The following is a 26,382-nucleotide window of genomic DNA, read 5'->3' as shown; positions in this document are numbered from 1 at the left end:
GTGAAAATTCTGACATGGCAAAATCCTGAGCAACTTTTTGTTGCTCAGGTACTTAAAAAGTTTAATTTATAATAGTGTTGCGGAATTAAGGATTTACAAAATACACATATATAATGTGTGGCAAATATATGGAAATTCTTCGAGATATGCAAGGATTTCTCAAAAAAATAAGCGCCACAGCTTGTTTTTAGTAATGATTAAAAAATAACTTGGTACATTTTCGGAGCCGAGGCATCGGTCTTGAGCAGTGTATTCAATTGATGAAAAACTCCAGAAATGGAACTATATGGTTTCATGGAGAGAGAGAAAAAAATACCAAGTTATTTTTTTATCATTACTAAACAAGGGGTCAACGAGGCATGTATCATTTGCTTACATAAAGAGGTATTTATTGAAAAGTCAAAATGCAAGACAGAGGACTCTATACGGGCATAGTTTTTTTGTAACGCGAAATACGATTTAAGAATATTGCTCAAATAGCTTAACTGCCTTTCATCAAGTATATTATCAATTCTTCCTCCGTTATCTCTAAATCTTTTTTGTTGTAGAGTTGAAAAAATAGATGGTGATATATATAGAAAAGTATATTGACAGAAATCAATCAGAACTATTTTTCCATATCCAAGCCTATCAGTAGCTTGGGCACTTTTTATATAAGGAGAATAATCACTGGTGGCTTGACTCCGGATACTCTGTGTGTTGTCGTCTGCCTCTTTTAACCCTTTTAAAATATCGAAAATCGTCATTCTATGGAGTTTTTTACGTGTTCACGTTTTTTGACTATATAATGTTACATGAAAGATTATATATTATCATACAAAAGTATGATTTTGCAAGGAAACCTGCAAGAAAACATCGAAATTATTTGAACTCAACTATATATTTTTCTAATTTTGACGACAAAAGAATGCAATGCCTGAAGCAGTAAGAAGGCGATTAAATGTTACATTAAATGAAAAACCAAAAACTTTTTTCAGTTGAGGAATTATCCTTAATGGAGTCGCTTGAAGTCAAGGGTGGAGCTTCTGAAATGGCAGCCTCTCAGACAGGATGTTCTAACAATGTTGCCGGATGCGGATGTGATGTTATTATTGTGACAGATCAATCTCAACCGGGGGTACAACATGCTTAATGAACAGTTCTACATCATTTCAACGTGTACCTGAAGGTATTTCGTGGTAGATGATAATGAAACTTCAACACTTTAAGAGCCATATCGTTCATTACCATACTTGATATGGCTCTTTTATTTTTTTACGGGATGTTAATTAAGTATTGTAATATATGAAAGCAAGTAATTATAACTATATAATATACCAAAATAACCAATCTTATTGGTACAATGGGCTTGAACACACTTATTTTAAGCTTCCCAAGGATTTAGGGTTAAAAATAGAGAGGCTACTCACAGACAAAGAAAGAATTGAGTTCATCCCTAAAGTTCTAAAAGACAAGCTATCAGCAAGTGGTTTCATTGTGCCGGATAATACTGATGAGCTTTCAATAATTAGGAAAAGATATTGTGATTCAGTAAACAAGAAGAACTATCTGTTAATCATTCTACCAACCTTGGATTGCAACTTTAAATGTTGGTATTGCATACAAAATCATATACCTTCAAGAATGTCGAAGAGTACAATGGAGAATGTGATGACACACATCAAATATATGATTGATGTACAGAATATAGAATCACTTCAAATCGAATGGTTTGGTGGTGAACCGTTAATGTACTTAAAACAAATTATAAAGCCAATATGTGAATTCGCACAAAAAGAATGTGAGAAAAAAGGTGTAAAATATTCAACAACAGCTACATCAAATGGTTACTTCATTTTCCCCAAAAACATTCCATTAATTCAAAAACTTGGCATGACGCGGTTTCATATTACATTAGATGGACCCAAACAGAACCATGATAAAGTAAAATATCAGAAAGGTTGTGATTCTGCATTCGATCATGTTCTAAACAACATCAACCAATTGCTCAGCAATACAAAGGCTGTTAATATTCTATTGAGAATTAACTATACTGACGAGAATCTAAATTATGAAATAGTAGATCAAATCAACCATCACATTACAATGGCTAATCGGGGAAGAATAACGATTACCCCCAAAAAAGTATGGCAAGAAAAGGTAAGGAAAGATAGATATAAAGACATCGGAGAACTTCTTAATTTATTTGAACAATCTGGTTATAACACAATACGTCTGGACGTTATCACAAACTTCGTTCCATGTTACGCTAGTCGTAAGTATTATAATGCCATTAATTTTAATGGTGATGTTATAAAATGTACGGCATGCAATGATTTGTATGAGAACAAAACTCATGGCATTATTCAAAACGATGGTTCTATTTCTTGGAACATGGATTTTATCAGAAAATATGAGGTGAAATCCTTTGAGAATAAACGGTGCTTACAATGCAAACAACTTCCAATTTGTATGGGGGTGTGTCCAAGGGATAATGAATATGTAAATGCGTGTAAATTCGATGGAATGGATATCAATTTGGAAGATTCGATGGTAAATTACATTGATTCAATGTGTAAATAATTTATATTATGGTGGCAAGAATTTTCACAACGTTATGGTTTGCCTTTGTAGTCTCGTTGATAAGCAGCAACGCACAGAACAGGATATACGGTACGGTGACCGATCCGTCTGGCTGTCCATTAGCCGGCGTTGACTGCGTATTGGCCAGCTTATCTGACACGGCAGCCATTGCTCACACGTTGACGGATTCAAAAGGAACCTTCAGTTTGAATGTAGACGAAGACGGACAGTTCCTGTTGAAATTCTCTTGTTTAGGGTATCGGCCACAACAGCTAACGTGCAAGCGTGGCGATGTCGGAGTGGTCAAGCTGACAGAAAGCATACAGAACCTTTCAGAGGTCACTGTGTCGGCTCAAGGGCTAAGAAGCTTCGGCAACGCAGACATCATCCTGTTAGACAGGCGTGCCAGACAGATGGGAAACAACGCTTTGGAGGCCATCAGTAGCCTGCCGCAATTCAGACTTTCAACAAACAGCGGTGAACTGCTGACGGCAGATGGTAAAATTGTCTTGGTGCTGATTGATGGAATCAGGAGGTCGGTACGTGAACTGATGCTGCTCAAAGCCGACGAAATAAAGACCCTGCACTACTATTCCAATCCGCCTGCAAGGTTTGCGCATGAGAAGATAGGTGCTGTATTAGATGTAGCGACTAAGCGCACCAACAAAAGGCACTATTCACTATATCTCGACACCAAAAACAGTATCACCACAGGATATGGTACCAACTTGATTTCCACCAGTTATAGCGATTCGCTCAACAAGGTGTCTGCGGCATATTTTCTGGACTACAGACATCTTGACCGGAACACCATGGAAAACCGTTATGTCTATCCGGATGTGACGAACGATTACAAGGGTCTGTCGGGTAAATACACTGGTACCTACCACATAGGACAATTATTCTATCAGCGTTTCCAAAACAGCAACCTTTTCAATATCACTTTAGAATATCGTAAGTTTCCGGCTACCCAGCAATACAGTCAACAGCTCTTGCGGACGGGTACATTGGAAGATGCCAACCACAGAAGGCTTCAAAGTGACTTTTCATCCATATCGGCCAACATCTACTTCGGACACACCTTCCGTAAAGGCAACAGTCTGTCGGTCAATGTGGTGAACACTTATTTCAAATCCAATTCGAACAATAATCTAACAAACACCTCGGGAACGGGAACGTTTACCAACGTCGTCGACAACAAGTCTTACTCGCTAATAGCAGAAGCACTTTATACTGACAAACTGTGGCAGGGAAATATACAGATAGGAGCCTACTATCAATACAAAAACCTGCGTCAGACAGACGGGGCATCCAATTTGTCGACAGTGAATACGCAAAAGGAATACCTATACGCCGACTACACCAATCAATGGGGGGCATTGTCCTACAACCTGGGAATCGGTGTGGAGAACAACCGATATAGAACTGCGACGAAGGCAATAGCCAACTACATCCTTATGCGGCCTTCTGTTTCTCTTAATTACCAGCTGCACAAACACAGTTCGCTACGCCTGACGTCGTCCATAGCATCTGCGGTTCCTAACGTCGGTCAGCTCACAGATAGTCGTACCGTCGTGGATGAACGATTCTATCTACAAGGCAACAGCAGTCTGAAGCCCTACCATTTCTACCGCACCGAACTTAGCTTCCAGTATGCGTCGGCCAATAATATCTGGTTTGTCAAACCTTCCGTCAGCCATGCCTACTATCCCAGCAAGAATATGACAGTTGTTTCCGCTGACGGTTCGGACTTCGTGAACCAGATTGTGGGCATCCGCCATGTCAACGAGTATGGCGCATCGCTTGTTCTGAGTTGCAGACCTTTCTCCTGGCTAACTTTGCAGCCTTACTATAACTATCTGTCTTCCAAATACAATACGCCTAATCAGCGTGTCAACCACAATCTGAACAATGTCGGAATCTCTTGTCAGGTGGTGGCAGGCAAGTGGCAGTTCATTACCAACCACAATCTACCGATGACCACTGTTGAAGGTGATGTCTTTGAGAAGATTGGGTATAATGCGAACGCATCCCTTACCTATAAATTAGGTGCAATCACCGTGGGTGCCATGTTCATTTACAATCCCGATCCTTCCAGGATTTATGCGGACACTCCTTCATTCCATTTCGTAGAAAAGACCCGATGGGGTAATTTCAAAAATCTTGTGGCACTGACTTTCGTCTATTCTTTGTCAAAAGGCAATTCACGAAGGCATCTGGGTAAAAACATTAATAATAGAGACAACGACTCCGGTCTTACCAAATACAACACAGCAAAATAAATGTCCTTTTATTTTTATAGGCAACATGACGCCATGCAGTGTGGGATTGCCTGCATGGCTATGGTCTGTAAGTATTATGGTAGAAAGTGTTCATTTGAAACTCTATCAAATACCTGTACTATAACCAATGAGGGTGTTTCAATGCAGGCTTTAAAACAATTGGCAGAAGCCTTAGGTTTTGATGTGCTATGTGGAAAAGCAAGCTTGTATCAAATAAAAGACATAAATTATCCTTGCTTACTCCATTGGAACCAAAATCATTTTGTTGTACTATACAAAGTTAAAAAGAACGGATTCTACATTGCAGACCCTGCAAAAGGGCATGTAAAATACGACCTCGAAGTATTTAAGAAGCATTGGGTCAGCACTCAATCGGACGGTGAGGAGAAAGGAATAGTCATGTTCTTGGAACCCACACCAGCATTTTATGAAAAGCAGATGGAGGAACAGCCAACAGAGGAACGCTCGTTCAGATTCCTCTTTGGCTACATCAAGCAATATCGCAAGTACTTCGGGCAGATTGTCTTAGGTTTGCTCGTGGGCAGTTTGTTACAGCTTATTCTGCCTTTCCTCACCCAGTCTATCGTGGATGTGGGCATCAAAAACCAGAATATCGGTTTTATATGGCTGATACTCTTAGGACAACTGATGCTTACCGTGAGCCGTACTGCCATCGACTTTATTCGCCGTTGGCTGTTGCTGCACATCTCGCTGCGCATCAACATCTCATTGGTAAGCGACTTCTTCATCAAGCTCTTAAAGCTGCCGATGTCATTCTTCGATACCAAACTGATGGGCGACCTCATGCAGCGTATGGGCGACCACAGTAGGGTGAACACGTTTCTGACGCAACAGACGCTCAGTATCGTGTTCTCACTCTTCACCTTTGTGGTGTTCAGCATCGTACTGCTATCCTATAATTGGCTCGTCTTTGCCATCTTCATGCTCGGCAGTCTGCTTTATGGCGGTTGGCTTGCACTCTTCCTCAGGCGCAGAAAGGTACTTGACTACGAACTCTTTGAGCAGCAAGCCATCAACAACAACAAGACCTACGAGTTTATCACCTCCATGCAGGAGATAAAGCTCCAAGACTGCGAGCAGCGCAGACGCTGGGAATGGGAGGACGTGCAGGCAGACCTCTTTGGAGTGCAGATGAAATCGTTGAAACTCCAACAGACACAAGAGGCAGGCAGCATCTTCATCAATGAACTGAAAAACATCGTCATCACGGTGGTCGCAGCAACAGCCGTCATTCATGGACAACTCACGCTGGGTATGATGCTTGCCGTGCAGTATATCATTGGGCAACTCAACTCACCTGTCGAGCAGTTGATGAGTTTCTTCTATTCGGTGCAGGATGTAAAGATAAGCCTTGAACGTATCAATGAAATCCACCGTATGGATGATGAGAACGGAAAGCAAGGATTGGAAACAGCAGTGAAAGAAGAAAACGAAGGCATAGACCTTGAAAACGTAAACTTCAAATACGACCCTCACGCACTGAAAACTATTATAGATGATGTTAGTCTCACTATCCCCAAAGGTAAGGTAACAGCCATTGTGGGCGCATCGGGCAGCGGTAAAACAACGCTCATCAAACTCATGTTAGGCTATTACCCCGTATTGGGAGGTCAAATAACTATTGGCGGAACAGATGTAAACGCACTTAATAAGAAATGGTGGCGCAGGCAATGTGGCGTGGTGATGCAAGACGGTGTGATATTCTCCGAGAGTATAGCAAGGAACATTGCCGTAGATGACGGCGAGATTGACAAGGAGCGATTGCAGAAAGCTGCTGAAATAGCTTGTATTCATGACTATGCAATGGGACTGCCCTTAAAATACAACACTAAGATCGGTCGCGATGGCGTTGGTTTGAGTCAAGGACAGAAACAGCGTATCCTGATAGCAAGGGCAGTGTATAAGAATCCCGACTATATCTTTCTTGACGAAGCCACCAACTCGCTCGATGCCAACAATGAGCGTATGATAGTAGAACATCTTGATGAGTTCTACAAAGGCAAGACGGTGGTTATCGTGGCACACCGCCTAAGTACGGTGAAGAATGCTGATCAGATAGTGGTATTGGATAAAGGCAAGGTGGTAGAAATTGGCAACCACGAAGCACTCACAGCAAAGCGGGGTGCATACTATAACCTCGTAAAAAATCAGTTAGAATTAGGCAACTAACAGCAGAAAGGAATATTATGGCAGACAACGAGATAGAACTCCGCAGCGAGAAAGTAAGGCATATCATTGGCGAGATACCGTCAAGGATTGTCCGTTATGGTATCACGATAATCACCATTGTGATATTGGGACTATTGGTGGGCGCATATTTTATACCTTATCCCGAAACCATCAGTGCAAAGGTGCAGATGACAAATGCCCATCAAGGCACAATAACCGTTCCCTATAAATACGTGAATACGATAGCAAGAGGAATGACAGCGAACATCGAAGTTGAGGGTTACGATGCAGAAACATACGGAGTTGCAAATGGTGTAATAACAGCCACATCGCATACACCCCGACAAACGGCAGAAGGCAGCGTATTCACGGCACAGGTAAGGATAACGGATTGCAGGTATAAAATTATCAGCGGAATGGTGGGCACGGCATCTATACTTATAAGCAATGAAAGCGTGCTCCAGAGGATAGTCAAGCAAATAACAAATAGCATATAATTCCCTTTTTAACCGTAATGAAGCAGTGAAAGAAGAAAGGCAAATGTAGTTACTGCGTAGTACAATTATTTTGAGCAGCCAACTACACGTTAATCCTTTCTCTTTCACCGCTTTAACTCTTATTGTAGTAATGTAGTAAGATATAATCGGTGAAAGAAAAAGGAAATATATTCATTAGTTCTTGGTATTGCCTAACAGGAAGATTGGCGTTACAATGGCAGACTCTGTCTGCAATCTTCTACTGATGTACTTTCTGAATAAATGCGCTTCCATGCTGTCCAATAGAAAGGACAGGGCAATGATTGTTGAGAGCGGATAAAGTGATGCATAACCAACACACTCTCTACCATTGATAACTTCTTCTTGGCCTGCACCCCTTTCATCGGGATGCAAGTTGGAAGATTTTATTATCGCTTGAAGCCTATGATTGAGTTTTCTCCACGTCACACCGAAGAACCTCGCAAGTTCTCCCTCCGTCATGGCAATCTCGCCTTTACCCTTGTGGACAACCTGCATATTACTCCCCCAATCAAAGTAACTGCGATGATTGTACGTGCTATTTTTGCTCTTTGAATTATTGCTTGCTTTCATGCCGTTTCCTCCATTTTACAGGTTGCAAAATCCGAAGGTTCACAAGCCTCTCTCTCCGCAATTTCTTTCTCTTTTGCAGATTGCTTGGCAATGAGCCTGTCCATATCCTCCGAAATCTTCCTGTCCGTCACCTGCGCGTAAATCTGCGTGCTTGATATGGAGGCGTGCCCCATCATCTTGGCAATGCTCTCAATGGGTATTCCTGCACTTAAACTCATTGTACCGAAAGTGTGCCTTGCCATATGATAGGACAACCGTTCTCTGATACCGCAAGCCTTGCCCACAATGCACAGGTTCTTGCCCATTACGCTACGGCTGCAACTACGGGGGAAGACAAGGCTGTCGCCTTTTTCTTTCACCGTCTGCAGTTCTTCGTTTCCCTCCTGTTCTTCCCAACAATGGCGGATAATGGCCTCCGCTATTGGATGCAGCGGCACAACGAACTCCACCTTTGTCTTTTGACGTTCCTTTCGGATATACTTCCTCCCGCCCGCTGCCGTTTGGATATGCCCATATTGCAGAGTTTCCATATCAGCGATTGCCAGTCCCGTAAGACAGGAAAAGACGAACATCAGCCTTGCCAATTCCGCCTCGCTGTCATTCATTTTCATTGTCGCAAGTTTAGCAACTTCACTCTTTTGCAGGAAGCGTATCTTCTTTTCTTCTTTCTCATACTTGGCATGCTCAAAAGGATTGCAGCGAATAATCCTCTTGCTGACCGCACGGAACATCAGCCTGCTCAGCCAGCAGAGATAGTTGTTGATGGTCGTTCCCTTTAATCCGCGCTTTTTGAGAAAGAAGCGATATTCCTCAAACAAGTCCTCCGTAATGGTGGAAATGGATATGTCCTGCAATCCTTTATCTTCCACAAACTCACGGAGGTTCTTGTCAGAATGGGACAGATTCAGATAAGTTCCCTCCGCCCTTGACTTTCCAACGCTTTCCTTGAGTGCTTGCAGCTCCGCCCTGCTCATGGCAAGGAGGGTTGACGGATTCTCTGTTATGCCTTGCAGGTGGTTCTTGATAAGTTCAGCACTTACCACTCCGTCCCTTGTCAGTATATCCTGATAGGTCTTTTCCACAATTTCCCTGAACTCATGGAGTCTTTGATTGGTTTTCCTGTCTGTCGTCAAGCCCTGCTTGGTGTTCCACTCGGAGGGATTGCATTCTTCGCCCGTGGTAATGGTTGTGCTTTTTCCGTCTATGGTGATACGGCATAGAATGGCGGTATTGCCATCTGCCTTAATTTTCTGTCTGTTGATATAGAACATTATCTTGAATGTACTTCTCATTGTCTTGATGCTTTAATGTTTTGATTGATTGGATGAAAAAAAATAAGATGATGAGACTTTATCGTTAGATAGTCAGCTGCATATCACCTGTAAAAGAGAGGAAAAGGTCGAACTCCTCAAAAAGTTTCAGTGGAGTTACTTTGGCATAGCGTTCCGTCATGCTTATGTTGGAATGTCCCAGCATCTTGCTTACCGTTTCAATAGGCACACCCTGTTCAAGCGTGATGAGTGTTGCAAAGGTGTGCCTTGCGGTATGAGTGGTAAATGGAAACGATATGCCTGCACGAAGCCGCAGGGCTTTCAGACAGGTCTGATAGCTCTTGTACTTGATATAGGGAAGCAGTGTTTCCCTTTCATCGCAGTGAAACCTCTCTATCAGCCTAATGGCTTCGGGCAATAACTTGATACGGCAGGGTACGCCTGTCTTGTGGCGGTTGAATTTCAGCCACATTTTGCCTTCATCATCACGGACAAGGTGGGACTTGCTCAGTTCCATCAGGTCGCAATAGGCTGCACCAACATAGCAGGCAAAGAGGAATATGTCCCTTGCCGTTTCCATTTCTTCCTCCAAATCCTCAAAGCAGAGAGCCTTCAGCTTTTCCAACGCTTCCTTGTCGAGTGCCTTGGGGAGTTTCTTGTTGCCCTTTGATATCTTAACCTTGTCAAAAAGGAGCGTGTCTGCCAATCCCTCACGGTATGCCAATCTGCATACCGTCTTCAAATGCGTGGCTACATTATAGAACGTGCTTTCCTGAAAACCACACTCACCTAAGAAATACTGCTGGAACTCATGGATAAAATCCTCTGTAAGTTGCGAGAATGCCAAGTCCGAAACCTTGTACTTCCGTTGAATAAACTTCTGTAAATGTATCCGGGTGGAGTGGTAGCCGTGTATGGCTCCTTCCTTGATGTCTATACCTACATGGTTTTCTTTTTCCTTGATGAGTATGTCCAGCCTTTCGATGAGCATGCACCGTGTCTGCACGCTGCCCTGAAACTGCTCCTTCACATCGGTTGCGTCAAACGGGCATCCTTTGGAGAGCAGGGACTGATAAGCAGACTGAACGGACAGCAACAGGTTTTCCAACCTGCTGTTCACTTCCACCGCCTCACGGCTCTTTCCGTCCATTCGGCTCTCACGGGGATTCCACAAATCGGGATTGCAGGAGAGTTTGCAACTGAACTGGGCAATGGAACGGTCGATGGTTATCCGCCCCATAATCGGGGCTTTGCCCGACTTGTCAAGACCGCTCTTTTTGAGGTAGAGCAACACCTTCATTTTTCCTTGTTTCATACGCTTTAATTTCTGTGGGCAAAGTTACCCGAATTAAAGCGTTCCTCACTTACGCAGAAAACTGCCGACCGAAGCAACAGCCACACGAGCGAAAATAATTCAGTTACCGAATATTACTCCATCGTTACCTATGCTAGAATCGGGTAACGTTCTGGTAACTGAACTTCTGCCTAAATCTGCATATTGCTGCCCTTTTTGAAAGAGGCAGTTTTATGCAAATTGTTCCGTTTCCTGCTTATTATCAGTCAGTTTACACCAACTTCGATTTTACTTCATTTTCTTTGATTAGTTGGCTTGCCAAAGCTGCCCTTTTGCATGCTCAAAGCTGCCCTTTTACAAGCTGAAAGGGCTGCTTTGAGAAACTGATGGGCGCGCGATGGCGAGCCGGTGGGCGTCGAGGACGGAGGGACAGCTGTGCCGCCCGTTCGCGAAAGTGGGCCGACAGGCGCATTTTTCATTTCATTTTATAACGCTAATCCAGCTTATTGTCGTAATTTTGCGGCATAGTTGCACATTAAATTTAAAATTATCGATTATGAAAGTAGCAATTGTTGGCGCGAGTGGCGCCGTTGGACAGGAGTTTCTGCGCATTCTCGCAGAGCGAAACTTCCCCATGGATGAGCTGGTGTTGTTCGGTTCGGAGCGGAGTGCCGGCCGCAAATACAGCTTCAAGGGCAAGGAGTATGAAGTGAAACTATTGCAGCATAACGATGATTTCAAGGACGTGGACATCGCTTTCACGTCGGCCGGTGGCGGCACGTCGCAGGAGTTTGCCGAGACCATCACGAAGCATGGAGCCGTGATGATTGACAATTCCAGCGCCTTCCGCATGTGCGACGACGTGCCCTTGGTGGTGCCCGAGGTGAATGCGGCCGACGCCCTGACGCGTCCCCGCAGCATTATCGCCAACCCCAATTGCACCACCATCATGATGGTGGTGGTGATGAAGCCCATCGAAGACCTGAGCCACATCCGCAAAATCCATGTTTCGAGCTATCAGAGTGCCAGCGGAGCGGGAGCCGCCGCCATGGCCGAACTGCAGCAACAGTACAAGGAACTCGTGGAGGAAGGCTGCGTGAAGACCGTCGACAAGTTCCCCCATCAGCTAGCTTACAACGTGATTCCGCAGATAGACAAGATGATGGACAACGATTATACGAAGGAAGAGATGAAGATGTTCAGCGAAACGCGCAAGATCATGCACAGCGATGTGCGCACAAGTGCCACCTGCGTGCGTGTCAGTTCGCTGCGAAGTCACTCTGAAAGTGTATGGTTCGAGACCGAGAAACCACTGGAAGTGGACGCCATCCGCAAGGCTTTGGAGGCTGCTCCGGGCGTCACCTTGGTCGACGATCCGCAGCACTACGTCTATCCCATGCCGCTGGAGAGTGCTGGAAAGGACGACATCTACGTGGGCCGCGTGCGCAAAGACCTGGCCGACGACAATGGAAACACCCTGTGGCTGACGGGCGACCAGATTAGGAAAGGGGCCGCCCTCAACGCCGTTCAGATAGCCGAATATTTGATAGAGAAGTGTGAAGTGTGAAATGAGGAGTGTGGAATGACGAAGTCCGCACCGCATAAATAAAAGTCCCGACGAAGCAGTTTTCAATTGCTCGTCGGGACTTTTCAATTCCACACTTCACATTTCACACTCCTCATTTCACACTTCACATTCCTCATTCCACACTTCTCATTTCGCTGCCAGCACCTCCACTTCGACGAGCGCGCCCTTGGGCAACTTCTCCACAGCCACGGCGGAGCGGGCTGGGAACGGACTGTTGAAGAACTGGGCATACACTTCGTTCATGGCGGCGAAGTCATCCATGCTGTCGAGATAGACCGTTGTCTTCACGACATGCGACAAGTCGAGGCCTGCCGCCTGCAGAATGCTCTGCGCGTTGAGGATGGATTGGCGGGTCTGCGCCTTGATTCCGCCTTCCGGAAACTGGCCCGTTGCGGGGTCGATGGGCAGCTGGCCCGAGGCATAGACAAATCCGTTCACTTCGATGGCTTGGCTGTAAGGGCCGATGGCGGCCGGCGCCTTTTCGGTGTTGATGGCTTTTTTCATTTTACTTTGTTGTTGGGTTGAATGTATTATATGTAATAAGGTGTAGCTATTTTACCACGACCCCGACTGCATGAGCCAGGCCATGAGGATGAGTCGCACGTCGAGCGGCTGCACGTTGCGCAGCTGTCGGCGGAACATTTTCAACGCCCTGCCGATGTGCCGCTCCACCACTTTGACGGAAATGCCCAGCTCTTCGGCTATCTCTCGGTTCTTCATACCGTCGAATCGGCTCATCGTGAATATCTGGCGCGACCGCTCCGGCAGGGCGTCGAGCGTCTGTTCCACCTGTCGTTTCAGCTCCTGGAAGAGCAGTTCCTGGTCGGGGTCGTCCAGAAAATCGGTGCTGTAGAGCCGTTCGGAATGGTCTTCGAGGTTGAGGCTTTGCAGCCATTCGCTGTCCTCCAAGGCCTTGTGGCGCAGGTAGTTGAGGCCATTGGTTGCGCACCATGCGAAACAGCAGCGCGCCGACGGATTGCAAAATCAGTTCTCCACGCTTCTCCCACAGCTTCATGAAGCAGTCCTGTATGATGTCGCCGACTGCGTCGCCATTGGCCAGAAAGCGCAGGGCATAGTTGTGCAGACGCGGATAGTAAGTAGCGAAAAGATATTCGTATGCCTCATGCTTTCCGTTTCTGATGTCAGCGATAAGCAGGTTGTTGTCGGAATAAACGTGCATCATAAAACAAAGCCGCAAAGCCGTGCGACGCTTGCAAAAATACAATAAAAATCCAGAAGCGCAACGAATGCACGACTTTTTTTGAAAAAAGAGCAGGTCAGGGGGTGGGTAAAACGGGGTGTCGGGTGTCTTCTCTATAGAAAACCGGACGCAAACAGCGTCGAACCTGAACAGCAGACAATGGGAAATCTCGAAGACATACGACAACTAACTATTCATTATCTCAACGGTTCCGTCACGCAGGATGACGAGCGTCGATTGCTCTCTTTCATTGGCGAAAGCCAAACGAACAAGGAATTGTTCCGCCAGTGGGAGGAGGAATGGGCCGCTCATCATCTCGGCGATGGGCTGTCGAAAGCTGCATTCGGCAAATTCGAAGCGCGACTACTGCTCCAATCGGAAGCGAAAAACACAAAAACCAAACTCTGGCGAACGGTCGCCGCCGCGGCCGCTGTCGTGGCATTGATGGTCGGTTCGGCCTATGCCACGTGGCTGGCGGCCGCCGCGCGCCCCGAAAAATTCTACTCCTTCTCGGCTCCTTATGGGTCGAAGGCCCGCGTGGCGCTGCCCGACAGTTCGGTCGTCTGGCTCAACGCAGGTTCTTCTTTGCGCTATTCCAACCGCTTCAACGAGCACAATCGCCGGGTGGAACTACAGGGAGAAGGCTATTTCCAGGTGTCCAAGGACGCACGACACGAGTTCGTCGTGAAGACCGACGTGGGCGAAGTGACGGTCAAGGGCACCCGATTCGACGTGTCGGCCTACAGGGAAGACCGCGTGGCGACGGTGTCGCTCATGCAGGGAAGGGTGGAGTTCAGCGGGAAAAACGAGACCGTGGCGATGCGTCCGGGCGAGCGCGTGACCGTCGACAGGCTCACGGGCGAGCTGAAGAAGACCACCTTTGTCAACGACTCGCGGGCCTGGATAGACAACAACACCGACTTCGATGCCATCACGTTGGGCGAGTTGGCCAAGGTGCTCTCGCGCCAGTACAACGTCAACATCCATGTAGGTTCGTCGAAACTCGGCATGACCCGCTTCTCCATCTCGCTGCGCAACAAGGAGACGATAGGCGCTGTAATCGACGCATTGCAGCGCATTTCGCAGATGACCGTGCAGCGGCGAGGCAAGGACATCTATCTGTCCGATTAGCGACGGTCGACCTGACGTCTTGCAATACCCTTGAAAATACACGCTTGAAACCTAACTTGAAAGAATCGACATGATGTAATCGGCGCATGACGATGTGCCGATGCGGACGATAATTGATAACTAACTTAAATAAAATGTAAACACTATGAGAGTAAAGCAAAGCAAATTGCTGAAATCCTTCGTAGTCGTTGCCCTGTGTTTCGGTTCGTTGGGCGTCAGCGCCCAGTCGGTTACGAAGACTTTCCGCAATGAGTCTCTGGCCAACGTGCTGAAAGAAGTGGAACGACAGACGGGCATGTCCGTCATCTACCAGGTGGACGAAGTGAACGCGAACAAGAAAGTTACGGCTTCCTTCAAGTCGACTCCCGTGAGGGAAGTGCTCGAAACGGTGCTGGGCAACGGCCTGCGCTACGAGATCGACAACAAGATGATCACCATCCACAAGCGTACTGCGCCGCAAGCAGAGCGCACGCCGCAGCAGACGGGGCGTCGCCGCAGCGTGAAGGGCAGCGTGCTCGACGAGAACGGCGAGCCCATCATCGGCGCCACGGTCACCGTGAAAGGCTCGAAGCTCAATGCCGTGACCGACCTGGACGGCAATTTCACCATCGACGCGCCCGAGGGGAGCACGCTGGTCGTATCCTATCTGGGCTACAAGAACCAGGAAGTGAGCGCCGACAGCCGCAACCTGAAAGTCAGCATGAGCCAAAATTCCGAGCTGTTGAACGAAGTTGTGGTGACGGCCTTGGGTATCAAGAAGGAAGCCAAGGCCCTTACCTACAACGTGCAGCAGCTTTCCAACGACGACATCACGGGCGTGAAGGACGCCAATTTCATGAATGCGCTGTCGGGAAAGGTGGCCGGTGTGGAGATCAACACGAGTGCCGCGGGTATCGGCGGTGGCGTGAAGGTGGTCATGCGAGGCAGCAAGTCCATCAGTGGAAACAACAACGCGCTCTACGTAATCGATGGTATTCCCATGCCGTCGCTGTCGGTCAACCAGCCTTCCGACGCCTATCACGGCGACGCGCAGTCGGGCGACGCCGCCTCGATGGTCAACCCCGACGACATCGAAAGCATATCCGTGCTCAGCGGCGCGGCCGCTTCGGCCCTCTATGGCAGCGACGCGGCCAACGGCGTCATCATGATTACGACGAAGAAAGGGCAGGCAGGCAAGGTTCATCTGTCCTATTCCAACAACACGTCGTTCTTCTCTCCCTTCGTCACGCCCGACTTCCAGAACACCTACGGGCAGACGGCTGCGGGCGCGTTCTCCAGTTGGGGTGCCAAGTTGGCTGCTCCATCGTCCTACGATCCGCTGGATTTCTTCCAGACAGGTTACAACGTCGGCAACTCCGTAACCTTCTCCACCGGTTCGGAACATAGCCAGACGTTTGCCTCCGTGGCCTCCACCCATGCCGAAGGCATTGTGCAGAACAACACGTTGGCCCGCTACAACTTCTCTGTACGCAACACGTCGGACTTCCTCAACAACAAGTTGCACCTCGACCTGAACGCGATGTACATGAAGATAACCGAGAAGAACATGATTTCACAGGGCCTTTATTTCAATCCCCTCGTACCGATTTACATGTTTCCGGCCGGCGCCGACATCCGAAAGTACATGCCTTACGAGCAGTACGACCAGGAACGCAACTTCAAGACGCAGTTCTGGCCGTTTGGAAACCAGGGCCTCTCGATGATGAACCCTTATTGGGAAATCAACCGCGACAATGCCATCAACCACAAAGACCGCTACGTGTTGAGCGCAGGACTGACCTATAACATTGCCCAAGGCGTCAGTCTTGCCGGTCGGGCCAAGCTCGACAGGACGTCGGGGCTTTACGAGAAGAAGTATGCGGCCTCCACCGACGCGCTGTTTGCCGGCGAGTATGGCGCCTACTACCGCACCAACGACGACACGCGGCAGATTTATGGCGACATGATTCTCAATCTTGACAAGTACTTCGGCGACTGGTCTGTGACGGCAAACCTCGGTACGAGTATCAAGGACGTGGAGACAAGCAACACCTATAACGGTGGTTTCCTCAACACGGTGGCCAACAATTTCACGCTGAACAACGTCAACCGCAGCACCGCCCACATGGACCAGGATCCGTCGTTGAACTACCATCATCAGGTGCAGAGCGTCTTCGGCACGGCTTCCATCGGTTTCCAAAGCAAGATTTACCTTGATTTGACGGCACGCAACGACTGGGATTCGTTCCTGGGCAACACCCAATACAAGAACAAGGGCTTCTTCTATCCTTCGGTGGGCATGAGCGTCATCCTGACCGAAGCCATCCCCGGACTGAAGAGCAACGTGCTTTCGTTCCTGAAGATTCGCGGCAGCTACAGCGAAGTGGGCAATACGCCTGAGAAGTTCTATGCCCTTCTGCGCTATACCTACAGCAACGCGTCGCCCTCGACGACATCCTATTATCCCAACACCGACCTGAAACCCGAGCGCACGAAAGCCTGGGAACTGGGCTTGCAAGCCAACTTGTGGCAGGACAAAGTGAACCTGAACGTCAGCCTGTACTCCACCCGCACGTTCGACCAGTTCTTCTTGCCCGAGCTGTCGGCTGCCTCCGGCTATTCCGCTTTGCCCATCAATGGCGGGCGAGTGGACAACAAGGGTGTCGAGGCAAGCCTCACCTTGAACCAGCCGTTGGGGCCGGTGAAGTGGTCGTCGACCTTCACCTACACGCTCAACAAGAACAAAATCAAGCAGTTGCTGGCCCCGACGCAACTGACGCTGGCCAACGGCAACACCGTCACCGTTGCGCAGACGGCCATGGACGTGATGAACATGGGCCCCGTGAAGGTGCGTCTGACCGAAGGCGGCTCGATGGGCGACCTGTATGTCACGGTGCCGAAGATGGACGAGCATGGCTATGTCATCGTGGATTACACCTCCCGCAACATCTCGGGGCTTGACGAAGGCAAGTATGTCAAGGCCGGCAACGTGAATCCCAGATACCGGATGGGCTGGCGCAACAGCTTCTCCTGGAAGGGCATAGCTTTGTCGTTCCTGCTCAGCGCCCGCGTGGGCGGCCGCGTATCGAGCATTACGCAGGGCTATATGGACTACTTCGGAGCCTCGAAGGCCACAGCCGACGCCCGCGATGCAGGCGGCGCGCTGGTCAACGGCGTGCGCATTCCGGCCCAGGACTTCTACACCAAGGTCGGCCCGAGCATAGGTTCCTACTATATCTACAGCGCGACCAACTTCCGTTTGGGCGAGCTCTCGCTCGGTTACGACCTGCCCATTAGCCGGTGGGTGCCGTGGATTCAGAACATGCACGTGGCTTTCACGGGCCGCAATCTGCTCATGTTCTACTGCAAGGCACCGTTCGATCCCGAACTGACGGCCAGCACCGGCACCTATTTCACGGGTATCGACAACTTCATGATGCCGAGTCTGCGCAATCTGGGCTTCTCCGTTAAAGTTGACTTCTAAAGCTTGAATGATTATGAAACGAAACCATTATATGAAAATCACGGGCAGTCTGGCCATCATGGTGGCTGCGCTGACCCTTGCTTCGTCGTGCACGGGCGAGTTCGACAAGTGGAACACTGACGCCAACTCGGCCTCCGAGGAAGCCATGACGCACGACAATATGAACACCGGCGCTTTCTTCTCGCAGATGGAACACAACGTGTTCATCGTCGGACTGGACAAGGGCGGCGCCTTCCAGATAGAGGACATGCTGACCGGCGGCCTCTATTCGGGCTATTTCTCCAACATCAAGGAATCCTACGACGTAGGTTCGCTCCACAACGCGCACTACGTATTGCCCGACAAATGGGTGAACCAGCCGTTCAACGACACCTATACCAACCTGATGCAGCCGTGGTTGCAGCTGAAGAAGAACGCCGACGCGGCAGGCACCGGGGCCGTGACGGCTTTGGCAAATGTCGTCAAGGTATTGGGCATGAGCCGCATCACGGACATGTACGGGCCCATCCCTTACACCAAGTTCGGCACGGCCCTCAATGTCGGCTACGACTCGCAGGAAGATGTCTACAAGGCTTTCTTCCAGGAACTCGACGACGCCATCGACGTGCTTGCACGCTATCATGACGCCAACCCGTCGTCCAGGATTCTCGCAAACTTCGACTATGTGTTTGGTGGTGACGTCGCCAGCTGGCTCAAGTTGGCCAATACGTTGCGCCTTCGGCTGGCCTTGCGCGTCTGCTATGCCGACGAGTCGCTCGCGAAAGCCGAGGCCCAGAAGTCGTTCAACCATCCCATCGGCTTCCTGGAGACGGCCGCCATCCATGCCAACAATGCCAGATACTCTTACCTGAACCCATTCTGGGAGGTGAACATCAGCTGGGGTGACATGCGCATGGGGGCCTCGATTGAGAGCTATCTGAAAGGTTACGGCGACCCGCGTGCCTCCCGCTACTTCAAGGAAGCGAAGGCCGGAGGCGGCATTCACGGCGTCTATCCCGGTTTGCGAATCAGCAACCAGAGCGGCTACACCGACGCCACCTCGGCCATGAACGTGGAATCCAACAGTCCGATGCGGTGGATGTCGGGCGCGGAAAGCTTCTTCCTGCGTGCCGAAGCCAAGTTGCGCTGGGACATGGGCACAGCTTCCGCCCGGAGCCTGTATGAAGACGGCATTCGCAAGTCGTTCTCCGAAGAGAATGCGGGCGGCGCGGAGGCTTACATCGCGAACGCTGAGGCGACGCCGGCGGACTTCACCGACAACAGCGACAATGGCCGCGACGCCGCAGCCGTCAGCGCCATCACCGTGGCATGGGATGAGGACGCCGACTTCGAGACCAAGTTGGAGCGTATCATCACGCAGAAGTATCTGGCCATCTTCCCCGACAATCAGGAGGCGTGGAGCGAGTATCGCCGCACAGGTTACCCACGTCTGTTCACCGTCGACTACAACGGAAGCAACGGAAGCGTCAATACCAGCCTGCAGATTCGCCGCCTCCGCTTCCCGACGTCGGAGTATTCCAACAATGCCGACAACGTTCAGGCCGCCGTAGGGCTGCTGGGCGGCGCCGACAACGGTGGAACGAAACTCTGGTGGGACAAGAAAGCCCGTTAATCTCCGTACACATTAATCCATACAGCTATGAATTTATTCAAACATATCATACCGACGCTGTTCGTCGGAGCCTTGTTCGCCGCGTGCGACAGGGACATCGAGAACGTGGACGTGGACGTGGTGCAACCATACACCTACAGCCCGCTCTATTATCAGAATCTGCGCGACTACAAGGCGAGCGACCACAGCATTGCGTGGGGCTGGTTTGCCGACTATACGCAGAAGAACTCTTTGGCAACGAGCTTCCTGGGCTTGCCCGACTCGCTGGACATCTGCTCCCTTTGGGGCGGAATACCTACCCAAGACTCCACGTTGGCCGACGCCCACTACCTGCCGGAGGTGGAGAAGGAGATGCGATTCGTGCAGCATACGAAAGGCACGAAGCTCGTTGTGCCGACCATCGTGCGCATCCGCAACTTCCCGATGTTCTACGATTCCATCTGGGTGGCCAAGGAAAATCCCGATTCGGCCATGCAGGAGTTCGCCAAATACCTCATCGCCCAGATCCAGGTCAACAACCTTGACGGCATAGACCTCGACTACGAGCCCGAAGGCGACCCGCTGAGCGGCGACAACTTCGCCAAGTTCGTGGCATACATCGGCAAGTTTCTCGGCCCGAAGGCCAGCCCCGACAACAAGGCTAAGGCCAAGTTGGCCCGCGTTCGCTGGGTGAACAAGAAGAACGACAAGGGTGTCGCCGTCATGCAGAAGGAGACTTACTACGAAGACTACGAGCTTATGGGCGATCCGGGCAAGCTGCTTTGCATCGATTATTTCAATGAGCGTCCCGACGCCTCTACCGATTCGTTCACCAACTGGTACGTGAACCAGACCTACGGGGGCAGCCCCGGCGGCAAGCCGTTCGGCAGTTGCCCCACCGAAAAGGTGGTCTATACCGAGAATGTGGGCGACAACTGGAAGTCGCCCGAGTGCGGCAAGCTCCTCACTTATGCCCGCTACCGGCCCGCGACAGGCCGCAAGGGCGGCTTCGGCGCCTTCTTCATGCACCGCGACTACATCAATGCCGGCTTCGGCTGCACCAACTACGCCAACATGCGCCGTGGCATCCAGCTTCAGAATCCGGCCATCCGCTAACAGAATCACACTTTAAAGGAATAAGAAACATGACCAAGATAAAATCATTCTTCGTTTTCGCCCTGGCGCTCGTGGCTCTCGTGGCCTGCAAGGAGAGCAACGCCGACTACCGCGACGTGGTCTACATCTCCGGCACGCAGCAGAAGAACACCATCCGCAAGGGCTTCGAGGGCAATGACAGCGTGGACTTGTCGATGACCTGCACGGCAAAGGTGGAGGAAACTGTCAAGGGAACGTTTGTCGCAGCTCCCGAGTTGCTCGACGCCTACAACGCCGAGAACGGCTCCAACTACATCGTTCCGCCGACAGACGCCTATCGGTTGAAGGACGCCGGCGTCACCATCGCCCCCGGACAGTTCAAGTCTACGTCCTGCATGCTTGAGATTGCCGACCCAACCAAGTTTGAAGAAGGCAAGAACTACTGCCTTCCCGTCAGGCTGAAGACTGACGGCAACCTGCTCGAATCTGGCTCCGTGGCCTACATCGTGTTCGTTCCCATCATCACGGTCGACGTGGCCGACATCGCCGGAAAGGCCTTCCTGGTGCCCGGTTTCCGCAACAACGAGGCCCTGGGACACCTCTCCCAGCTGACCATGGAGTGCAAGGTGTTCGTCAAAGAGTTCCAGCGCAGCAGCCCGTACATATCGACTTTGATGGGTTGCGAGGAGAATTTCCTGCTCCGTTTCGGCGACGTGAGCTGCGATCCCGACCAGTTGCAGCTGGCAGGAGGCAAGACCGGCGCGCCCTCTTGGGACCAACCTGACAAGGGAACGCCCCACGCGACGACCTTCCCCACGCACTTCCCGACGGGCAAATGGTGCCACTTCGCCTGCGTCTACGACGGCAAGCAGATCACGATGTACCTGGACGGCGAGCCGATGGGCGACCCCGTGAAGGCCACCGGCGACATCTCGCTCGTGTGGAGCTACGACTACGGCACGTCCTACGGCGACAACAACGGCCCCTTCGCCATCGGCTATTCGGCCGGAGGCCGCCATCTGAACGGCCGCATCAGCGAGTTCCGCGTGTGGAACGTGGCCCGCACGCCCTCAGACCTGCTCAACCACATCTGCTATGTCGACCCGAAGACGCCCGGACTGATTGCCTACAGGCGATTCCAAGGCCCCGGCGACGTGCTGGAAGACGGCTCCATCCGCGACTGGACGGGGCATGGCTACAACGCCGTGGCCAAGAGTGGCACGCCCTCGTGGGTCTCCAACCACAAGTGTCCTTATTAAACAGCAAGACTAACGACTAAAATTTCGATTCAAATGAAGTTCAAAAACATATTCATCGCTTGTGGGGTGCTGTTCTTCGGAGCGGCGGCGCTCACGAGCTGTGGCAGCGACGACACGGCGTATGACATCGACGGCATCGCCCACGAGCGTGTTTATTTCGCCAACGCAGGCGTTTTGGAAGAGGGAATGGTCGTGACCACGCCCGTCGGCTCCATCGTTTCGGTCAAAGGTTTGTTCAATGTGAGGGCCACCAAGGCGGCCGCCAAGGCCATGCGCGTGGCCTTGGACATCGACAACAGCCTTGTCGACGCCTACAACAAGGCCAACGGCACAAACTATCTGGCGGCCCCCGAAGGCACCATCGGCATGAGTTCCGACGGGCTGACGATACCCTCCGACACGGTTTGTTCGGCCGATACGCTGAAGCTGACCGTGGCCGACGACAAGGCCGCGCAGCTGAAAGACCGTCGTGGCTACCTTGTTCCGGTGGTCATCCGGTCGTGCGACGCGGAAGGCTATCGGCCCAGTCTGAACCTCTCCGTGCGCTATCTGCACATCGCCAGCGTGGAGACGGTCATCAACGACAATGCCGGCAGCGTGTCCGGAAAGCAGGTTTCGAAGGCCGACGCCAAGGCCAATTGGAAGTGTCTGTCGGCTTCCGGGGCCGGACTTTCGCCCGAAGGGTTCGCCGGTCTCTTCGGAAATGGCTGGAACGCGCGCTGGAATTTCGGCCGGAAAGAAGCCCGGTCGTCGTTCGTCGTCGACCTTGGGGCCGTCCACAAGCTCACCGCTTTCACGATTGCGGGCCAAGTCATCACGAATACGGTCGTCGAGTCGAGCACCGACAACAGTGCTTGGATGACGCTCGGCGCCACCAAGGAGCACAAGAGCGTGGGTCAATGGTATGTGCTCTATGGCGCGATTCCCGCACGTTACCTGCGCGTGACGATGGATCTGGACGAGTCTTTCTGGGGTTGGGACTATGATTACAGTTCGATAAGCAGGTTCAATCTTGCCTACGACGACTGACAGTGGATTTTATATTGAGGAGTGCCCATCCGTCATTTGATGGGCCCTCCCACTTTTATTTTCAAGCAAACGATTGACAATGAAACGCGCCCTTTTCTTCCTTTTCTGCTTTTTCTGCTTCATGGCGGCCCCCGCGCAGACCGGCGAACCTGCCTTTCTGCCGACGTTCAAGCCCCTGGAGCGCGTCCACGACTTCGGCACCGTCTACGAGAAGGACGGAAAAGTGGAGCACGTCTTCAAGCTGCGGAACATGGGCAAGGCCGTCGCCGTCATCTCCAACGTGAATACCTGGTGCGGCTGCATGGTGGCCGAGTACACGAAAAAGCCCGTCAGGCCCGGCGGGGAGGCCACGGTGAAGGTGACGTTCGACCCCGACCACAAGTCGGGCAACTTCGTGAAGCAGGTCGTTCTGCTGCTCAACGACGGGCGGCAGTACGTCCGGCTGTGGGTCAAGGCCAACGTGGTGGGCATGCTCCACCCCGTGCGGGAAGACCATCCCTACGCCTACGGCCACGGACTCTACATGAGTCAGCAGCTGTTGCCGTTCCCCGACCTCGCGCCGGGCCAGCGCCACGCCTACGACTTGAAGCTGGCCAACGACACAGACCGCCCCATGACCGTCGTCTTCGAGCGTCGACCGAACAACACTGTGCTGAAAATGCCCGCGCGGGTGACGCTCAAGCCCCGCGAGCGCACGGCGATACGAGTGAGCTACCGCTACTTCCGACGCCACACGGAGAGCCGCCACGTCGACATCGTTCCCATCGTCAACGGCAAGCCCGGCAGGCCTCTGACGGTGAGGTGGAACGTCGGGCGCAAATTCAAGCTCGACCTTTGACTTTCCAAAAGAGCCGCTTTCACCGTGCGAAAGCAGTCTTTTCGCGCGCTGAAAGCAGCCCTTTTACAAGCTGAAAGCAGCCCTTCTATAAGTAGAAAGGGAACCTTTTATCCTTCCTTTTTACCTTTTTACTTTTTTACCTTTTTACCTTTCGTCCTCCTTTTTTACCTTTTTACTTTTCCTTTTCACCGTTTCAGCACTCCACGGACGGCGAACCAAAGGTGGAAGGCCAGCGTGGGCAGCACGCCGTAGTGCCGGCACATGATGCGGAACCGCTCCACGAGCGACGCCCGATGGTTTTTCACGCTCATGCCGCCGGCCAGATAGTGGGCCACGACGGCGTTCACGTTGCGCAGAGGCAGCCGGCGGGCCTCCGCCTCCTTCATGATGCGGATGCACCAGTCGACATCCGCCGACAAGCGGTAGCGCAGATTGTAGGGCGTCAGCTTGGCCAAGTCCGTGCGGGCATAGAACGCCTGGTGGCAGACCAGCATGCCCCGACGGAACGAACGCCATGTCAGTAGGGCGGGCGGGGCCAGCCGTCGGTGGCGCAGGAAGCGTCCCGCGTCGTCCACCACATCCGTGTCGCCATACAGGACGCCCGGCAACGTCTCGCCTTCGCCCACGCTGTTGGCGATGGTTTCCAAGGTGTCGGCCGACGGGAACGTGTCGCCGGCATTCAGGAACACCAGATAGTCGCCGCCGGCGCGGGCCATGGCCTTGTTCATGGCGTCGTAGAGGCCGCCGTCGGGTTCGGAAACGAAGACCACCTCGTGGCGACAGTCGGCCTCGGCGGCCACCTCCTGTTGATAGGAGCGTATCAAGTCGACGGTGCCGTCGGTCGACGCGCCGTCCATCAGCAGGTGTTCCACCTGGGGCCACGACTGTCTGCGCACGCTCTCCAGCGTCCGGCCGACGAGCGCGGCGGCCTGATAGGTGCATGTGATGACTGTAAACGAAATCATAGATGGAAGCGTTTGAAGGCCAAAGCCTGGTTGTAGACTTCGATGTAGCGCATGGCCACGCTCTGCTGCGAGTAGTTGCGGGCCACCTTGGCCAGCGCGCGGTGGCTGATGTCTTCGTAGTCGGACTCGAAAAGCACCCAGTTCATGCCGCAGGCCAGGTCGTCCACGTCGCGGAACCGCGCCACATAGCCGTTCTTCAGATGGTCGATTTCCTCGGGAATGCCCCCCACCTTGAAGCCCACGCAGGGCACTCCGCACGCCATGGCCTCCATGATGGTGTTGGGAAGGTTGTCCGACAACGACGGCAACACGAAGGTGTCCACCGCGTTGTAGACGTCGACGATGGTCTTCTCGTCGCTCACGTAGCCCAGCGGAAAGGCCGGCAGGGGCAGCAGCCGGGCCACTTCCTCAGAGTGTCCGCCGAGGATGGCGATGGCCGTGTCTTGCTTCCGCTCGGGCTGCCGGTCGGCCCACAGCTTCACGGCGTCGATGAAATAGTCCATTCCCTTGCGTTTGTCGGTCACGCGTTGCGACACGAAGAGGATGATTTTCTTGCCCTCCGGCAGCCCCACACGGTGGCGGGCTTCGGCCTGGTCGCGGCGGCAGAAGACATGGGTGTCGATCGGATTGGGGATCGAAGTGACGTGCTGGCCCGTCAGCAGCGCACTCTGCTTGGCCTGCGATTCCAGCCAACGGCTGCAGGAGACAAAGAAGATGTTGCCGCCCTTGAGCATGTTGCGTTTCTTTCGCCATACGCTTGCCGCCAGGTCGCCGTCTCCTCCTCCGCCTGGAAGCAGGTAGCAATGCTTGCACGATGACTGGAAATAGTTGCACTGATGGGAGTAGTGGCAGATGGCCGTGGCCGGCCAGATGTCGTGCATGGTCCATACGACGGGCTTTCCACTGGCCAGTATCTTCCGAATGCCCCGCAGCGAGAGCATGCCCTGGTTGATCCAGGAGAGATGTATCACGTCGGCCTCCTTGAATTCGGGCAGCGTCGTGATGTCGGCGCCGGCGTTGGCGATGTCGATTTCAAAGAGATGTTGCTTTGAGAAGTGCAGTCTGAGATAGATGCAGAGGCGTTCCCACAGAAAATTGAAACGCAGGCGGAGCGACCGGGGCAGCCCCACGACTGTGATGTCGTCGGTCTCCTTGTCGCGCACCAACATCTTTGCTTTCACTCCGTTGTTGTTGAGTGCGTCCTTCAAGCGGTTCGCCGCCACGGCGGCCCCGCCCGTTTTCTCACTTGTGTTGACTATCAGAACTCTCATCTTGTGGGTCGAATTTAGATCATGGACAGGTGGCCGAAGGATTCGGAAGCCGTGGCGTCGGGCTTCACGTGGGCATGCTGCGCCGCACGCCTCGAACCCTGGTCGGCCGAACAGGGATTAAATGTTGCAAATATAGCCATTTTTCGGGAAATTATCGGTCGACGGCATAAAATAAAGTGACGAACGGAAGATTGCCCGAAAGCAAACAGGGACGCGGGCGGCAAGCACCCACGTCCCTGTTGAATCTTCAAATATGTGGATGGC

Annotated in this window: 22 protein-coding genes and 1 pseudogene; 13 read left to right on the top strand and 10 right to left on the bottom strand. The window is 51.5% G+C overall.

What is annotated here, in order from left to right:
* Positions 1–320: 320 nt before the first annotated feature.
* The gene (locus K334_RS14480) at positions 321–746 is read right to left on the bottom strand and encodes a hypothetical protein (RefSeq protein ID WP_019036535.1); all 426 of its coding nucleotides are present in this window, start codon (positions 744–746) and stop codon (positions 321–323) included.
* A gap of 206 nt (positions 747–952) precedes the next feature.
* On the opposite strand from K334_RS14480, the gene K334_RS14475 reads away from it, so the two are divergent.
* From K334_RS14475 to K334_RS0108285, 5 genes are all read left to right on the top strand, one after another.
* Positions 953–1,132: a hypothetical protein gene (locus K334_RS14475; protein ID WP_009012962.1), complete on the top strand. Its 180-nt coding sequence runs from the start codon at positions 953–955 to the stop codon at positions 1,130–1,132.
* Between the two features lie 152 nt (positions 1,133–1,284).
* Positions 1,285–2,562, top strand: coding sequence for a radical SAM/SPASM domain-containing protein (locus tag K334_RS0108300; RefSeq protein ID WP_008449654.1), 1,278 nt, complete (start codon positions 1,285–1,287; stop codon positions 2,560–2,562).
* Positions 2,563–2,570: 8 nt separating this feature from the next.
* Positions 2,571–4,844, top strand: a complete 2,274-nt coding sequence (locus K334_RS0108295) for a TonB-dependent receptor (protein ID WP_009012961.1) — start codon at positions 2,571–2,573, stop codon at positions 4,842–4,844.
* The gene (locus tag K334_RS0108290) at positions 4,845–7,034 is read left to right on the top strand and encodes a peptidase domain-containing ABC transporter (protein WP_008449702.1); all 2,190 of its coding nucleotides are present in this window, start codon (positions 4,845–4,847) and stop codon (positions 7,032–7,034) included.
* Positions 7,035–7,051: 17 nt separating this feature from the next.
* Complete coding sequence (locus tag K334_RS0108285; RefSeq protein WP_008449756.1) at positions 7,052–7,531, top strand: hypothetical protein; 480 nt, start codon at positions 7,052–7,054, stop codon at positions 7,529–7,531.
* Between the two features lie 174 nt (positions 7,532–7,705).
* Here the strand turns inward: K334_RS0108285 and K334_RS0108280 are convergent, their stop codons facing one another.
* The 3 genes from K334_RS0108280 to K334_RS0108270 all read right to left on the bottom strand — a co-directional run bounded on the left by K334_RS0108280 (position 7,706) and on the right by K334_RS0108270 (position 10,708).
* Complete coding sequence (locus tag K334_RS0108280) at positions 7,706–8,122, bottom strand: hypothetical protein (protein WP_009012960.1); 417 nt, start codon at positions 8,120–8,122, stop codon at positions 7,706–7,708.
* The gene (locus K334_RS0108275; protein WP_008449741.1) at positions 8,119–9,414 is read right to left on the bottom strand and encodes a site-specific integrase; all 1,296 of its coding nucleotides are present in this window, start codon (positions 9,412–9,414) and stop codon (positions 8,119–8,121) included. Before K334_RS0108275 ends, K334_RS0108280 begins: the two co-directional genes overlap by 4 nt.
* A 64-nt stretch (positions 9,415–9,478) precedes the next feature.
* Positions 9,479–10,708 (bottom strand): site-specific integrase, encoded by a 1,230-nt coding sequence (locus K334_RS0108270; RefSeq protein ID WP_008449768.1) that lies wholly within the window; start codon positions 10,706–10,708, stop codon positions 9,479–9,481.
* A 535-nt stretch (positions 10,709–11,243) separates the two neighbouring features.
* Here K334_RS0108270 and K334_RS0108265 point away from each other — a divergent pair.
* The gene (locus tag K334_RS0108265; protein ID WP_025881196.1) at positions 11,244–12,254 is read left to right on the top strand and encodes an aspartate-semialdehyde dehydrogenase; all 1,011 of its coding nucleotides are present in this window, start codon (positions 11,244–11,246) and stop codon (positions 12,252–12,254) included.
* Between the two features lie 147 nt (positions 12,255–12,401).
* On the opposite strand, the gene K334_RS0108260 is transcribed toward K334_RS0108265, so the two are convergent.
* The 3 genes and pseudogenes from K334_RS0108260 to K334_RS15455 form a co-directional block, all read right to left on the bottom strand.
* On the bottom strand, positions 12,402–12,779 hold the full coding sequence (locus tag K334_RS0108260; protein ID WP_025881197.1) for a RidA family protein: 378 nt from the start codon (positions 12,777–12,779) through the stop codon (positions 12,402–12,404).
* A gap of 51 nt (positions 12,780–12,830) precedes the next feature.
* Positions 12,831–13,184, bottom strand: coding sequence for a sigma-70 family RNA polymerase sigma factor (locus K334_RS15025; RefSeq protein ID WP_051218702.1), 354 nt, complete (start codon positions 13,182–13,184; stop codon positions 12,831–12,833).
* A gap of 40 nt (positions 13,185–13,224) precedes the next feature.
* Positions 13,225–13,455: pseudogene (locus K334_RS15455) on the bottom strand (sigma factor); the annotation flags it as partial.
* A gap of 180 nt (positions 13,456–13,635) precedes the next feature.
* Between K334_RS15455 and K334_RS0108250 the strand changes: the two are divergent.
* From K334_RS0108250 to K334_RS0108220, 7 genes are all read left to right on the top strand, one after another.
* The gene (locus K334_RS0108250) at positions 13,636–14,607 is read left to right on the top strand and encodes a FecR family protein (protein WP_025881200.1); all 972 of its coding nucleotides are present in this window, start codon (positions 13,636–13,638) and stop codon (positions 14,605–14,607) included.
* Positions 14,608–14,752: 145 nt separating this feature from the next.
* Entirely contained in the window at positions 14,753–18,070 is a 3,318-nt protein-coding gene (locus K334_RS0108245; RefSeq protein ID WP_025881202.1) for a SusC/RagA family TonB-linked outer membrane protein, read from the top strand.
* Between the two features lie 13 nt (positions 18,071–18,083).
* Positions 18,084–19,682 carry a SusD/RagB family nutrient-binding outer membrane lipoprotein gene (locus K334_RS0108240; RefSeq protein ID WP_027444815.1) on the top strand — a complete coding sequence of 533 codons (1,599 nt, stop codon included), beginning with the start codon at positions 18,084–18,086 and terminating at the stop codon, positions 19,680–19,682.
* A 27-nt stretch (positions 19,683–19,709) separates the two neighbouring features.
* On the top strand, positions 19,710–20,777 hold the full coding sequence (locus K334_RS0108235; protein WP_027444814.1) for a glycoside hydrolase family 18: 1,068 nt from the start codon (positions 19,710–19,712) through the stop codon (positions 20,775–20,777).
* A gap of 29 nt (positions 20,778–20,806) precedes the next feature.
* A complete protein-coding gene (locus tag K334_RS0108230) occupies positions 20,807–22,015 on the top strand; it encodes a DUF1735 and LamG domain-containing protein (protein ID WP_051218699.1) in 1,209 nt (402 codons plus the stop codon).
* 33 nt (positions 22,016–22,048) lie between these two features.
* Entirely contained in the window at positions 22,049–23,044 is a 996-nt protein-coding gene (locus tag K334_RS0108225) for a BT_3987 domain-containing protein (RefSeq protein WP_025881209.1), read from the top strand.
* A 79-nt stretch (positions 23,045–23,123) separates the two neighbouring features.
* Positions 23,124–23,882, top strand: a complete 759-nt coding sequence (locus tag K334_RS0108220) for a DUF1573 domain-containing protein (protein WP_027444812.1) — start codon at positions 23,124–23,126, stop codon at positions 23,880–23,882.
* A gap of 185 nt (positions 23,883–24,067) precedes the next feature.
* On the opposite strand, the gene K334_RS0108215 is transcribed toward K334_RS0108220, so the two are convergent.
* Genes K334_RS0108215 through K334_RS15390 form a run of 3 tightly spaced genes read right to left on the bottom strand, consistent with a single transcriptional unit; the run spans position 24,068 to position 26,258 of the window.
* A complete protein-coding gene (locus tag K334_RS0108215) occupies positions 24,068–24,847 on the bottom strand; it encodes a glycosyltransferase family 2 protein (protein ID WP_025881214.1) in 780 nt (259 codons plus the stop codon).
* Positions 24,844–26,118, bottom strand: coding sequence for a glycosyltransferase family 4 protein (locus tag K334_RS0108210; protein ID WP_027444811.1), 1,275 nt, complete (start codon positions 26,116–26,118; stop codon positions 24,844–24,846). Before K334_RS0108210 ends, K334_RS0108215 begins: the two co-directional genes overlap by 4 nt.
* Positions 26,119–26,132: 14 nt before the next feature.
* Complete coding sequence (locus K334_RS15390) at positions 26,133–26,258, bottom strand: hypothetical protein (RefSeq protein WP_262499382.1); 126 nt, start codon at positions 26,256–26,258, stop codon at positions 26,133–26,135.
* Positions 26,259–26,382: the final 124 nt, after the last annotated feature.

Source organism: Segatella baroniae DSM 16972 = JCM 13447, assembly GCF_000426585.1.
GTDB classification, from domain to species: Bacteria; Bacteroidota; Bacteroidia; order Bacteroidales; family Bacteroidaceae; genus Prevotella; species Prevotella baroniae.
This window is presented reverse-complemented; position numbering and strand designations above follow the sequence as displayed.